Raw genomic sequence first — 12,681 nt, forward strand, 5'->3', positions numbered from 1 at the left:
TATTTAATTTCCGATTAAAAATAACAAAGACCACAGATGAAACTCTATAAAAAAGAATCCGTTCAGTATGTAAATGCAAGTTTAGAAGAATGTTGGGCTTTTTTTTCCAGTCCAAGTAATCTTCAAAAAATCACACCCAAAACAATGGGTTTTGAAATCACTGATTTCGATAATAAATCCATGTACGCAGGGCAAATAATACAATACAAAGTGTCTCCACTTTTAGGTTTTAAATTGCCGTGGGTAACCGAAATCACATTCGTAAAAGAGAATAGCTATTTTATTGACGAACAGCGTTTTGGACCTTATGCATTGTGGCATCACAAACATTTTTTTGAAGCTACTGAAAACGGAGTAAAAATGACCGATTTAGTTCATTATGCGTTGCCTTTGGGTTTCATTGGCCGAATTATGAATACACTTGTCGTAAAAAATAAATTGAAAGCTATTTTTGATCACAGACGTGTTGTGGTTGACCAAATGTTTAATTCTAAATAATGGTGAAACAAGAAGTATCGTTTTTTTGGTTCAGACGTGATTTACGTTTAGAAGATAACATTGGTTTATTCCATGCTTTGAAATCTAAATATCCGGTGATTCCCTTGTTTATTTTTGATGATACCATTTTAGATAGTTTACCAAAAAACGATGCTAGAGTAAGTTTCATTCACGAATCACTTTCGAAAATAAATACACAATTAAGGGAAATAGGAAGCTCGCTTTTAATTAAAAAAGGAAAAACTATTGACGTTTGGCAATCACTTTTAGAAGAATTTGATGTCGCAGCAGTCTTCTTCAACAAAGATTACGAACCGTATGCAATTCAACGAGATAGAGCCATTTGTGAGGTATTGAAAGCAAACAATACGATCTCTAGTTCTTTTAAAGATCAAGTGATTTTCGAAGAAAAAGAGATTACAAAAGCCGATGGATTGCCTTACACGGTTTATACTCCTTTTAAAAATAAATGGTTAGAAAAATACAAATCAATGGCTCCGGTTAAAGAATACGATGCCACGGATATGTTTACTAATTTCTACAAAAGTAACTTTGCTTTACCAACTTTGGAACATATAGGTTTCGAAGAAAGTCCAATAAAAGTCAAGCCTCACAATTTAAAATTCATAGCAAATTATCAAGATATAAGAGATTTTCCTGCTTTGGATCAAACTTCCTATCTTTCACCACATCTTCGTTTTGGAACAGTAAGCACTCGGAAATTAGTCAATTGGGCATTTCATAAAAACGATGTTTTTTTGAGCGAGTTGATTTGGAGAGAATTTTTTATGCAAATATTATTTAGTTTTCCAAAAGTCGTAACCCAGAACTTCAAAGCGGCATATGATGGGATTCAGTGGCGCAATAACGAAGAAGATTTCAAGCGCTGGTGCTCGGGAACTACTGGTTATCCTATGGTCGATGCCGGAATGCGTCAACTAAATGAAACCGGATACATGCACAACAGAGTTCGTATGGTCGTAGCGAGTTTTCTCTGTAAGCATTTATTGATTCAATGGCAATGGGGCGAAGCCTATTTTGCCCAAAAATTATTGGATTATGAATTATCTGCCAATGTTGGAAACTGGCAATGGGCTGCAGGAACCGGTTGTGATGCAGCTCCTTATTTTCGTGTTTTCAATCCGGAGATTCAACAAAAAAAATTCGACGAAAAAGGAATTTACATCCGAAAATGGATTTCGGAATTTGATTTAGGATATGGAAAACCAATGGTAGAGCACGCTATGGCTAGAGACCGAGCGATTGCTACTTATAAAGCCGGGATTTTGAAGTAAAAGAAATGTAACATATAAGTCATGTAAGCTTTTAGGTTAAAAAGATTATTGAATCAATTTCTTCAACATTCCCTCAAAAATAAATCCGTGAAAAGGCAAAACAGAATACCAATATAATTTACCCCAAATTCCTTTAGGTCTAAAAGTAGCTGATTGATATAGTGTGTTGTTTATAATTTTAAATTCGAGCCAAGCTTCACCTGGTAATTTCATTTCGGCAAATAAGATTAGTTTTCCCTCTTCTTTATTGGCATACAAAACGCGCCAAAAATCTAAAGCATCACCAGAATGAATATCGTGCCGGTTTGTTCGGCCTCTTCTGGAGCCTACACCGCCGTACAATTTGTCTATAAAACCGCGTAAGTTCCAAAGCCAATCACCATAATACCAACCAGTATCGCCACCTATAGACCAAATTCTATTCATGGTAAAATCTCTGTCTATGATTTCCATTTTACGTCGGTCGATGTAGCAATCCTTTTTTGGAACCTTTAAATATTCCGACATATTGCTGCTAAAACGTCCGCTGACTAAGGAATCTTTCCAGCTCGAAGCTACTTTATCTTCGTCTACTTTTATCAAAGCACGTGAAAGCGCTTGTTTATAGGACATTGGTGTAACATTCAATAAAGAATTGATTCTGTTATCACTGCAAACTACTTCGACTTTCATGCTGCTCACCAGTGCCGACGCGAGTCTATAGGATGTTGAGGTTACAAAATACAGCCAATAGGAAGATAATTTTGGCGTCATTATGGGAACAGTAAAAATCCATCGCTTTAGTTTTTTAGCTTCCGCAAAACCCAAAAGCATTTCTTTATACGTTAAAATATCCGGTCCGCCAATGTCAAAACTCTGATTGTAAGTGACTGGATTTAATAATGATTTGGATAAAAAATCGAGTACATCTGGAATCGCAATGGGCTGGCATTTAGTATTGAGCCATTTTGGAGCAATCATTATGGGAAGTTTATTCACTAAATCCCGAATGATTTCAAACGAAGCACTCCCGGAACCTACAATAATTCCAGCTCTCAGGGTAGTGGTCGCAAAAGTTCCTGTGTTTAAAATTTCTTCTACCTTTTTTCGGGAGGATAAGTGTTTGGATAATGATTTGTCATTTATAATTCCACTTAAATAAATGACTTGTTTCGCTGTGGTTTCATTCAATCGTTGCACAAAATTTAGTGCCGATACCCTTTCTAATTCATCAAAATTATCAGCGGATCCTGACATGGAATGAATCAAATAATAAGCGGCATCAATTGCATTTGGAATGTTTGCCAATGTTTCTTGTTTCAAAAAATCGACTTCAATTACAGTAACACTTTTTTTAAATTCTACAGGACAATAAAACCTGTTTTTGTCCCTCACACAACAGATTACTTCATGACCTTGTTCAACCAAAATAGGTAAAAGTCGTTTCCCGATATAACCTGTAGCACCTGTTAAGAGAATTTTTATCATTTTGTATTTTTTTTCCGCTAAGGCTTTAAAGACTAAGTTTATTGGTTAATTGATCAAGTTTTTCCTTGGAGTCTTTAGGCCTTTGTGACAATTTTTAATCCGTTTTGTTAGTTGTAAAAATCGTTGTATTACTGTTTTTAAACCAAAACTAACTCAATTTATTTGAAACTAAGCTTATGAATTCTTTTCTGGTTTTGTCTTTTTCGAAAGCACCTGTAAAAGACGATGTTGTTGTAACAGAGTTTTGTTTTTGAATGCCCCGCATTTGCATGCACATGTGTTGGGCTTCAATCACTACGGCTACACCAAGTGGATTCAAAGCGTCCTGAATGCAATTTTTAATCTGGTCTGTCAATCTTTCCTGTACCTGCATTCTTCTGGCAAAAGCATCCACAACTCTTGGGATTTTACTTAAACCTACAATTTTACCATTTGGGATATAAGCTACGTGTGCTTTTCCAAAAAACGGTAACATGTGGTGTTCACACATTGAATATACTTCGATGTCTTTTACCACAATCATTTGTTTATGGTCTTCAGTAAACATAGCTGATTTTAGTATTTCCAAAGGATCAAGTCCGTAACCGTGAGTCAAATATTGCATCGCTTTGGCTACGCGTTCCGGTGTTTTTTCAAGTCCTTCTCGGTTAACGTCTTCCCCTAAATTTTCAATTATTACTCTATAATTATCCGCTAATACTTCGGTTATTTCCGGGTCGTATTGTTCAATTTTCTCGTAACTTTTCATTTCTTTGATCATCTTATTTTATCTTGAATTTTAAATATAGTTAATTATTTTTAGATTTTAAAAGTTACAATTCCATAATCCATCTCAAATACCTGACCTGAAATTGATTTTGCATTTTCCGAAATCAAGAACTCTGCCATACCAGCTACTTCTTCCGGTTTCAAGTAGCCTTTCATCGGGTGGCGTTCTACCATGTTTTCTTTCATTCGATCATTTCTCAAAATATTTGCCGAAAGAGATGTTTCAGTAATCGTGGGAGCAATGGCATTGATGCGAACTATCGAAGCCAATTCTGCTCCCAACGATTTTACTAATCCTTCAACTCCTGATTTTGCAGTAGCAATACTGGCATGAAACGGCATTCCTAATTTTGCAGCTACCGTGCTGAATAAAATAATCGATGGATTAGTTCCCTTTTTTAAAACAGGTAAATATTTTTGAATGGCTTTAACAGCGCCAATGACATTAATTTCAAAATCATTTCTAAAATCATCTATGCTAAGACTTCCTATAGGTTTCAAATTGATGGAACCCGGACAATAAATCAAGGCGTCAATAGTTTCTATTTCTGGTAGCGAATCCTGCAATACATCTATAGAAAAGTGTTTCAGGTTGGGATGTGTGATTTCTGGTGCGTTTCGGCTAATATTATAAACCAAGTTAGTCTCTAATTGTTGCAACAAAATAGCCTTACCAATTCCTTTACTACCACCAATGATTATTATGTTTTTCATTTTTTTATGTTGTTATTTTGGCTGATTACTGTTCACTAAGACCTAATTTTATCGTTTAGAAATCTTGTTATTGTTAATTTGTCTTTGCATGGTACATTTGAATCTACCTTCCCGAAAATCCCTTAATTTTTCATGTTTTGTTTTACGGCCTTGTACTCTTTCGCGCCACATTCTAAAACTAGAAGCTTTCATTTCGGTGCGCATTAGGTCGATTACTTCTTGTTCTTTTAATCCAAATTGCATTAAAATCGAATCAAAAGTGGTTCGGTCTTCCCAAGCCATTTCTATGATTCGGTCCTTGTCTAAATCAGTAAGTTCTTTTTTTGTAGTCACAATATTTTTTAGTTAAATTACTATTAATTTTTAAATGGGTATTGAAGTATTATTCACTGTCGCCAATATCAGCCATAGTGTGTAACTTTAAAATTCGGGAACTTTCCTCTACTACCAATGGATTTTTCTTCATTTTCCATAAAAAATCACTGGCAAATTTTCTCGTTCTTTCCATATTTACAATTGGTTTCGGATAATTGATGCCTATTTCAAAATTATTAAATTTCTGATCTAAATAGGTCATTTTATAAGGTTCATGTACAAATGCTCGTGGTAAATTACGCAATTCAGGCACCCATTTTTTTATAAATTCACCATCAGGATCGTGTTCGTAGCTGTTCTTTATTGGATTGTAGATGCGTAACATATTGATCCCGGTTTCACCAGCCTGCATTTGCAACTGAGGAAAATGAATTCCCGGTTCAAAATCCAGGAACATTTGGGATAAATGTTGTGTGGATTCCTGCCAAGGCTGCCATAGATTATGCGTAAAAAAGGATACCAACATTGCGCGCATTCTAAAGTTTAAATAACCGGTTTCATTCAAGCAACGCATCGAAGCATCAATTAATGGAAAGCCAGTTTGTCCTGTTTTCCAAGCACTAATATAATTTTCATTGATTTTCTTTTTCAAAGAATGAAAACCTTTATTTACACTTTCAAACTCCATGATTTCTTCCATTTCAAATTTTTGTATGAAATGTGCCTGCCAAGTCAGTCTGGATGTAAAAGAATCGATTTGTTTTTTGTGACTGCACGTCAATCTGAACGTGGCTGCTTTTTGCAAAACTTGTCTGGATGATAAGTTTCCCCAAGCGATATAAGGGGATAATCTGCTGCAACTTCTTCGAGCCAATAAAGGTTTTGAAATATGGGAACTATAATTATGATAACGCGCGTCAAAGAAGGATTCTAAATACTTCCCCGCCATTGTAACACCGCCTTTTTGAAAAACAGCATCAGGAAAAGTCTCAAGACTTGTTTTTTCTAATACTTTTTCGAGTTCGGTTATTGCTTGAATATCAAGAAAATTTTCTGCCTTGAAATCAAAAATAAATGTTGGCTCATTCATGTATTTTTCCCATTTTGAAACCCAATCCGTTCTGTTTTTCAACGCCCTGAAAATACCGTTATTGGTATTTTCAACCCAATTGATTTGATTATTTTTACAAAATCGTTTGAAGGTTTTATCTCTTTCATAAGTGATTTTCAAACCTGTTTCTTGATGTGAAAAAACCGTGTCTATTTTATATGTTTCTTGTATGGTATTGAATACTTGCAGCACTTCTGAGGAGACCGTTAAAACATGTGTATTCGATTGTTGTAGCTGTTTGTTGATATCTACAAGCGATTGCTTAATGAAATTCCAGTGTCTTGGACTGTAATGGGAATCGTTTTCTAATGATTTTTCGAATACATAAAGCAACAAAGTGGGTGTGTCTGTTTTTGTTGCATTAAAAATCGCTTCGTTATCCTGTAAACGAAGGTCTCTTTTAAACCAAACCACATTAATATGTTTCTTGTTTGTATTCATTTAATTTTAAAATAATTGTTGTTGCAGCCATAATCTCTGGAATTTTGATTGTCCGTCGTAATTGGCAGCTTGTAATTTAATATTGAATTTTCGATCTCTTGGGTCGTTCCCAACTCCTGAAACATACATCCAATTCCCGTAATTGCTGTGTACATCGTAATCAATAAGCATCGCTTCAAAATAAGCAGCTCCAATGCGCCAGTCTAGCAGAAGATTCTTTGCAAAATAAGAGGCTACATTTTGTCTGCCGCGATTGCTCATCCAGCCAGTATGTTCCAATTCAATCATGTTGGCATTTACAAAAGGCTCTTCTGTCGTGCCGTGGATCCATTTGTTTATGGCTGATGGATTGTTTTTCCAATCGTATTTTTTATCTAAAATTCCTCCAATTTTAAAAATAGAAATGCCGTTTTTCATTGAAACATATTTAAAATAATCCCTCCAAATCAGTTCGAAAATCAACCAATAGGTCGAATCATTTTTTCCAATTTGTTGCTCATATTTGACGATCGCCCAATAAATAGTTTTTGCCGAAATGCTACCATTAGCCAACCAAGCAGAAAATTTCGAACTAAAATCAGTTCCAATTAATCCATTCCGAGTTAATTTGTAAACGCTTAGTTTTTTGGTTTCCCAAAAATAATGCTCAAGTCGGTTTAGCGCTTCGTTTTCACCACCACGAAAGGGAAAAGCCGTTCTGGAATCCATTTCAAAATCAGCATATCCTAATGTTTCCATTTTAGGAATTACAGTTTCGTTTGTGATCCAATTTTCTTTAGACAATGGTTGAACTGTAAATTCGGGTTTGACGGCTGTTGATTTTTCACATTGATTCCGGAATTGTGTAAAAACATTTGGAATTGATGCAATAGCAAACGGAATAGTTGCAGGATGAAATAAGAACTGATTGTAAGTCCCTTTGAAGGATACTGAATCCGAAACTTTAGCTTTTATATTTTCCAAAACTTGCATTTCTTCACTCGTCCATTCTTCTTGGAAGTAAACGGAACTAATTCCATTTTGAGCTATAATTTCGGGAATAGAATCTTCTGGTTTTTGGTGATAAACCAAAAGCGAAATATTCAGTTTCTCCAGATTTTGTCTCAATGCGGTTACCGATTCAATTAGGAATTTAGCTCGAAATTTTTCTATTTTCTTAAAACCAAATCTGATTTGTTCAAAATGTCTTGGATCAAAATAATACACCGCAATTACGGTATCATTTTCATCAATAGCATTTGTCAATGATTCATTGTCATTGACTCTAAGATCATTTCTAAACCAAACTAACCCTTTTTGTTTCTTTTGCATTTTTCGCTACAGTATTTGACTTCGTTCCAAACTTTTTCCCATTTTTTCCGCCAGCTAAAAGCTCGGTTACAAACCAAGCACATTTTTGAAGGCAGATTTTCTTTTTTCACTAGTTGTATTTTTGGTATTGATTGACAACAATTTTTGTTTTCAAATCAAACATCAAATTATATAATCCAAAAAAGGTTCTGTTCATATAAATAAAATGTTTGGAACCTCTATTTCCGTTCATTTTTCTAAGATTAGTGTCTTTTGAGAATCGTTCACCTAATTGTGCGATGCTTTCAAAAAATGCTGCGTCCGAGAAATCAAATGTTTCGGTTTGAAAAGGTTTGGTGAAAAGGGATAACAAATCGTAAAACATTTGAGTAAAATACTTCACTTCCTCTTTGGAATCATCCACTCTAAGGATTTCTAATTCAAATAATTTTTGGCTAAAAAGTTTCTTGTTATCAATAACTTGTTTGTTTATTAATTCGAAATAAGGCATATAGAACTCATTTGGGATTTGTTTCATACAACCAAAATCAAGTGCCACTAACTGGTTTACATCGTTCACTAAAAAATTTCCCGGATGCGGATCAGCATGAACTTTTTTCAGTATATGAATTTGGTACATGTAGAAATCCCATAATGCCTGACCAACTTTGTCCGCTATTTCTTGATTATCATTTTTAGCAGTAAATTCAGAGAGATGAATTCCTTGCATCCAATCCATTGTTATAATCTTCTCCGATGAAAATTTTGGATAGTAATTTGGGAAAAGTAAATTTTCAATTTTTTGGCAGGCTTCAGCGACTTCTTGGCTTTGTTTTAATTCCAATAAATAATTGGTTTCCTCAATCAATTTGTCTTCGACTTCTTTGAAATACTTGTCAGAATCTTTTCCTTGAAGGTTAAACATTCTAATAGCGATTGGTTTTACCAAGGCTAAATCAGATGAAATACTATTGGCTACTCCTGGATATTGAATTTTAACAGCCAGTTTTTTGCCATTTTTTACTGCAAGATGAACTTGTCCAATGCTTGCGGCATTAACTGAATTCGCATTGAATTCATCAAAAATTTCATAAGGTGTTTTTCCAAAATTATTCTTAAAGGTTTTCAGTACTAATGGCGCTGAAAGCGGCGGAACGGAAAACTGTGAAAGCGAAAATTTTTCTACGTAAGCCTGTGGCAAAAAGCTTTTGTCCATGCTTAGCATTTGTGCTACTTTCAGCGCGCTGCCTTTCAAACTTTTTAGTCCATCGTAGATATCTTCTGCGTTATCTTCATTGAGTTTATCACGAGTCAAATCAGAATTGACCATTTTTTCTCCGTAATATTTGAGATAATTTACGCCAACTTTTGCGCCCGTTTGAACCAACTTAGTTGCTCTTTCAATTTTTGACGTAGGGATGTAGTCTATTGTTTTCATTACTTGTTGTATATTTTTTCTTTGAAAATAAATTTCCCAAAATCGATTAAGCTGTCAATGGGTGCTATATTCATGAATTCAAATGTTGCTTTTATTGACTTTTCAATATATAAGTCTGTTTTTTCAAAAGCTGGAGAAGAATCATCCAACCAAAATTTTATGGTTAGTAAAAGTTGTATCCAAGAAGTTTCCTGTATTGCTTTCTCCTGAAAGTTTTGAAACTTTTCCAGCTTGATTCGGTATTCGTCTGAAGTTATTCCTGCGACATAGTTTTTGAAACTGTTTCTCAAACTGGAGAGCTGCATTAAATTTTTCAAATCATTGTCATGCTGTTTCAAACTCATGGTTACATAACTTCTGTTAGCAGTTAATAATTCAAAGAAAGTAAAGTAAAAACTCAGCATTTTACTTTTCATATCATAGGCTTCATAATCTGGGTCTTTTTCGAGTAATTCGACCGTTTTTTCTAGAAATATTTTGAAGATTTCTTTTTCTACACTTTCCATGGTTCCGAAAAAATTGTAAAATTCAGCTTCTGAAAAGTTATTCAGTTTAGTGAAATTATAAACGGATTTCGGTTTGTCATTATTTTCCAATGTATAATCCATATACATAGAAACTATTTTATCTCTTGTTATTGTTGATTTTTTAGTAGCCATTTTTTATATATTTCAAATTAGAGTATAAAGGTAGTGAATGTTTAACTAAAATCTAATAATGTTAAACAAAAATTAATGTTAATGTTTTTGTTGTTCAAAATGACTAGATTTGTTTTGTTATGAAAAAAAATATATTAATAAGCGGAGGTTCAGGATTTATCGGTAAACACTTAACTGATTTGTTAATTGAGAAAGGATTCTCAGTTTCTATATTGAGTAGAAGTGAGAAAAAAAATACATCCGATATTTCTTATTTTAAATGGGATGTTTCCAATCAAACGATTGATGAAGCGGGAGTACTTAATGCGGATTACGTAATCCATTTAGCGGGTGAAAACATCGCTGAAAAAAGATGGACTGCTAAACGTAAATTAGCGATTATTGAAAGTAGAGAAAAGTCAACACAATTGATTTATTCTGTTTTAAAGAAAAACAATAAAAAACTGGATGCCTTTATTTCGGCTTCGGCAGTTGGAATTTATGGAGCTGTGAACGGAGAAGAAATCTGTACTGAAGAAACACCTTTAGCCCATGACTTTCTTGGTTCTACGTGTCAAAAATGGGAAAACGGGATAGATTTTATTGAAAACTTACATATTCGTACTGTAAAAATCCGAACGGGATTAGTTTTAGGAAAAAATGATGGTTTTTTAAAGAAACTGATTCCTATATTTAGGTATCGATTGGGTTCAGGATTAGGATCAGGTAAGCAATATATGCCGTGGATACATGTCGATGATTTGTGTAATATATATCTTGAGGCTATTGTAAATGAAAAAATGAATGGACCTTATAATGCAGCCGTAACGGACAATACCAACAATATAATTTTTTCTAAAACATTGGCGCGAGTTTTAGGTTATTCTATTTGGTTGCCCAATGTCCCCGAATTTGTATTAAAATTTGTATTGGGTGAGATGTCTAAAATTGTGTTATATGGAAGAAGAGTGTCATCCGAAAAACTGGAAAAATTAGGATTTCAATTTAAATACAAAAACTTGGAGGAAGCTCTTAAGCATTGTTTAGCTAAATAGCTTTATTGTAAAACGCAATAAAGCTGAGTGTTCACGTTTTTGGATATTTTACTTCGTACGATAGAAGGAATTTCGATTTCAAAATCATCGGTATTTAATGGGAAATTAGTATTTAATTCGATTCCTTGTACTCCCTTTTTGATTGTACCCAATACAATGATTTTTTTTGATTTTCCATGCATGGTAATTTTTCCTGTGATTTGATATTCAGTCGCATTTGAGTCAATATTTTTCAAATCAAATTTCTCAATTCTGCCTTTGAATATAGCTTTAGGAAATCGATGACTCTGCATGTAATTTTTATTAAAATGTTCCTCCATCAAACTTCGTTCAAATTGAAAATTTTTGATGATCGCAAAACAGGTTATCTCTCCAGTTTTAGTAATCAAAATACAGGCTGTATTTTTATTGATTGCTTTTACTTCTTCAAAGAATGGAACTGATGCCTCAAAATAGATAATTCCTTTATCAGTAGTCATTTTTTCTTGTGCAACAGCAGTATTAACTATGAAAAACAGCAAAAGGAGCGTAATTTTTTTCATGATCATTTATGAATTAAACTACTTAAAGTTACGAAATTTCAAGGAAATAAGTTTACGATTAATGATAAATAATCGCATTAATAAAAACTTATTTTAGCTGTTTTTATAAATTTTAAATTGAATTATTTTTTGATTTTTTATATCTTAAACCGATTGGTTTTAGTTCAAAAATCAGTTGGGAAGGATTACTGTAGCTCTAGTTGTACATTGTATTTTTTCAGGCTTGCCAGCGACTCAGGAGAACTATAGTTAAACTCTTCTTCATGTAGGTCTTTTTCCTTTTTTAACGCTATTTGTTTGATGCAATTGTAAAAACGGCGCACTTCATTAAGATTGGATAAGATTAAACCAGGAACAAGCATACTCTTCCCTTCCTTATCTTTGGCAACCATTGTAAAATAGGAAGAATTGCAATGTTTTATTTTACCTGTTTGAATATTTTCGGCTTCCACGCGAATGCCTATAATCATAGAACTATTGCCCACATAATTCACACAGGCTTTCATCGTAACCAGTTCGCCTACTTCAATTGGTTTTAGGAAATTTACGGTATCAACAGATGCTGTAACGCAATAATTCCCTGAAAATTTTGAAGCACAAGCAAATGCAATTTGATCCAGTAAAGATAAAATATAACCACCATGAATCTTACCGCTAAAATTAGTATGGGATGGCAACATCAATTCTGAAATACTGATATTTGACGAAGAGACAGTTTTAAAAGTAGTATTCATGAAAATTATTTTTGATTGAAAGGTGACGTTTCTTTTTGAACGGATGAAACAAAATATCTCGTTTCTCCCCACCAAGCAAATGTTCTGTATCTTTCTATATAAGTTAATTTTACTTAATTTCCTTGAAGTCCTTTCAAATCTTCAATCACTTTTTTATCGCTGTCCAAAACAGAAAAACTAAAAATTTGAGCTCCAGAAATTCCCTGGCTTAATTCACCTTCCCATGTTTTTAGAGCCATTCCTTTATGACTCAATTTTATGAGTTCGCCGGAACGAATCCCTTCACTGTATGGGACGTAATAGAGAAATGCAAAATAACAAATCATAACTAGCGTACCGATTCCTAAAATAATTCCTAAAATTCGCTTCATTTTA

The 12,681-nt window shown here is 33.8% G+C and carries 14 protein-coding genes and 1 pseudogene; 3 read left to right on the top strand and 12 right to left on the bottom strand.

The window, feature by feature from the left end; all coding sequences use genetic code 11:
• Positions 1-36: 36 nt before the first annotated feature.
• Positions 37-498 carry an SRPBCC family protein gene (locus ACM55G_RS06705; protein WP_416843118.1) on the top strand — a complete coding sequence of 154 codons (462 nt, stop codon included), beginning with the start codon at positions 37-39 and terminating at the stop codon, positions 496-498.
• Positions 498-1,793 (top strand): cryptochrome/photolyase family protein, encoded by a 1,296-nt coding sequence (locus tag ACM55G_RS06710; protein ID WP_416843119.1) that lies wholly within the window; start codon positions 498-500, stop codon positions 1,791-1,793. The genes ACM55G_RS06705 and ACM55G_RS06710 overlap by 1 nt, the downstream gene beginning before the upstream one ends.
• A gap of 45 nt (positions 1,794-1,838) precedes the next feature.
• On the opposite strand, the gene ACM55G_RS06715 is transcribed toward ACM55G_RS06710, so the two are convergent.
• From ACM55G_RS06715 to ACM55G_RS06755, 9 genes are all read right to left on the bottom strand, one after another.
• The gene (locus tag ACM55G_RS06715; RefSeq protein WP_416843202.1) at positions 1,839-3,257 is read right to left on the bottom strand and encodes an SDR family oxidoreductase; all 1,419 of its coding nucleotides are present in this window, start codon (positions 3,255-3,257) and stop codon (positions 1,839-1,841) included.
• Positions 3,258-3,408: 151 nt separating this feature from the next.
• A complete protein-coding gene (folE, locus tag ACM55G_RS06720; RefSeq protein WP_416843120.1) occupies positions 3,409-4,020 on the bottom strand; it encodes a GTP cyclohydrolase I FolE in 612 nt (203 codons plus the stop codon).
• A gap of 38 nt (positions 4,021-4,058) precedes the next feature.
• A complete protein-coding gene (locus tag ACM55G_RS06725) occupies positions 4,059-4,742 on the bottom strand; it encodes an SDR family NAD(P)-dependent oxidoreductase (RefSeq protein ID WP_416843121.1) in 684 nt (227 codons plus the stop codon).
• A gap of 48 nt (positions 4,743-4,790) precedes the next feature.
• Positions 4,791-5,075, bottom strand: coding sequence for a TIGR03643 family protein (locus tag ACM55G_RS06730; protein ID WP_416843122.1), 285 nt, complete (start codon positions 5,073-5,075; stop codon positions 4,791-4,793).
• Between the two features lie 49 nt (positions 5,076-5,124).
• The gene (locus tag ACM55G_RS06735; protein ID WP_416843123.1) at positions 5,125-6,609 is read right to left on the bottom strand and encodes a cryptochrome/deoxyribodipyrimidine photo-lyase family protein; all 1,485 of its coding nucleotides are present in this window, start codon (positions 6,607-6,609) and stop codon (positions 5,125-5,127) included.
• A 6-nt stretch (positions 6,610-6,615) separates the two neighbouring features.
• Positions 6,616-7,920: a DASH family cryptochrome gene (locus tag ACM55G_RS06740; protein WP_416843125.1), complete on the bottom strand. Its 1,305-nt coding sequence runs from the start codon at positions 7,918-7,920 to the stop codon at positions 6,616-6,618.
• Positions 7,896-8,030 carry a DUF2256 domain-containing protein gene (locus ACM55G_RS06745; protein ID WP_416843126.1) on the bottom strand — a complete coding sequence of 45 codons (135 nt, stop codon included), beginning with the start codon at positions 8,028-8,030 and terminating at the stop codon, positions 7,896-7,898. Before ACM55G_RS06745 ends, ACM55G_RS06740 begins: the two co-directional genes overlap by 25 nt.
• The gene (locus ACM55G_RS06750; RefSeq protein WP_416843127.1) at positions 8,030-9,337 is read right to left on the bottom strand and encodes an ABC1 kinase family protein; all 1,308 of its coding nucleotides are present in this window, start codon (positions 9,335-9,337) and stop codon (positions 8,030-8,032) included. The genes ACM55G_RS06745 and ACM55G_RS06750 overlap by 1 nt, the downstream gene beginning before the upstream one ends.
• Positions 9,337-9,996, bottom strand: coding sequence for a TetR family transcriptional regulator C-terminal domain-containing protein (locus ACM55G_RS06755; protein WP_416843128.1), 660 nt, complete (start codon positions 9,994-9,996; stop codon positions 9,337-9,339). Before ACM55G_RS06755 ends, ACM55G_RS06750 begins: the two co-directional genes overlap by 1 nt.
• 119 nt (positions 9,997-10,115) lie before the next feature.
• Here ACM55G_RS06755 and ACM55G_RS06760 point away from each other — a divergent pair, with 119 nt between their 5' ends.
• Positions 10,116-11,030 carry a TIGR01777 family oxidoreductase gene (locus ACM55G_RS06760; RefSeq protein ID WP_416843129.1) on the top strand — a complete coding sequence of 305 codons (915 nt, stop codon included), beginning with the start codon at positions 10,116-10,118 and terminating at the stop codon, positions 11,028-11,030.
• 2 nt (positions 11,031-11,032) lie between these two features.
• On the opposite strand, the gene ACM55G_RS06765 is transcribed toward ACM55G_RS06760, so the two are convergent.
• The 3 genes and pseudogenes from ACM55G_RS06765 to ACM55G_RS06775 all read right to left on the bottom strand — a co-directional run bounded on the left by ACM55G_RS06765 (position 11,033) and on the right by ACM55G_RS06775 (position 12,677).
• Positions 11,033-11,572 carry a YceI family protein gene (locus ACM55G_RS06765; RefSeq protein ID WP_416843130.1) on the bottom strand — a complete coding sequence of 180 codons (540 nt, stop codon included), beginning with the start codon at positions 11,570-11,572 and terminating at the stop codon, positions 11,033-11,035.
• Between the two features lie 185 nt (positions 11,573-11,757).
• A complete protein-coding gene (locus ACM55G_RS06770; RefSeq protein ID WP_416843131.1) occupies positions 11,758-12,306 on the bottom strand; it encodes an acyl-CoA thioesterase in 549 nt (182 codons plus the stop codon).
• Between the two features lie 5 nt (positions 12,307-12,311).
• Positions 12,312-12,677 (bottom strand): annotated as a pseudogene (locus ACM55G_RS06775) (6-phosphogluconate dehydrogenase).
• Between the last annotated feature and the right edge of the window lie 4 nt (positions 12,678-12,681).

Origin of the sequence: Flavobacterium algoriphilum (assembly GCF_048158655.1) — a bacterium.
Taxonomy (GTDB): Bacteria; Bacteroidota; Bacteroidia; order Flavobacteriales; family Flavobacteriaceae; genus Flavobacterium; species Flavobacterium algoriphilum.

Bases quoted from the DNA above. Each gene is read 5' to 3' on its own strand.
- ACM55G_RS06705 (WP_416843118.1), top strand. From the start codon at position 37: ATGAAACTCTATAAAAAAGAATCCGTTCAGTATGTAAATGCAAGTTTA.
- ACM55G_RS06710 (WP_416843119.1), top strand. From the start codon at position 498: ATGGTGAAACAAGAAGTATCGTTTTTTTGGTTCAGACGTGATTTACGT.
- folE (WP_416843120.1), bottom strand. From the start codon at position 4,020: ATGATCAAAGAAATGAAAAGTTACGAGAAAATTGAACAATACGACCCG.
- ACM55G_RS06725 (WP_416843121.1), bottom strand. From the start codon at position 4,742: ATGAAAAACATAATAATCATTGGTGGTAGTAAAGGAATTGGTAAGGCT.
- ACM55G_RS06735 (WP_416843123.1), bottom strand. From the start codon at position 6,609: ATGAATACAAACAAGAAACATATTAATGTGGTTTGGTTTAAAAGAGAC.
- ACM55G_RS06740 (WP_416843125.1), bottom strand. From the start codon at position 7,920: ATGCAAAAGAAACAAAAAGGGTTAGTTTGGTTTAGAAATGATCTTAGA.
- ACM55G_RS06750 (WP_416843127.1), bottom strand. From the start codon at position 9,337: ATGAAAACAATAGACTACATCCCTACGTCAAAAATTGAAAGAGCAACT.
- ACM55G_RS06755 (WP_416843128.1), bottom strand. From the start codon at position 9,996: ATGGCTACTAAAAAATCAACAATAACAAGAGATAAAATAGTTTCTATG.
- ACM55G_RS06760 (WP_416843129.1), top strand. From the start codon at position 10,116: ATGAAAAAAAATATATTAATAAGCGGAGGTTCAGGATTTATCGGTAAA.
- ACM55G_RS06765 (WP_416843130.1), bottom strand. From the start codon at position 11,572: ATGAAAAAAATTACGCTCCTTTTGCTGTTTTTCATAGTTAATACTGCT.
- ACM55G_RS06770 (WP_416843131.1), bottom strand. From the start codon at position 12,306: ATGAATACTACTTTTAAAACTGTCTCTTCGTCAAATATCAGTATTTCA.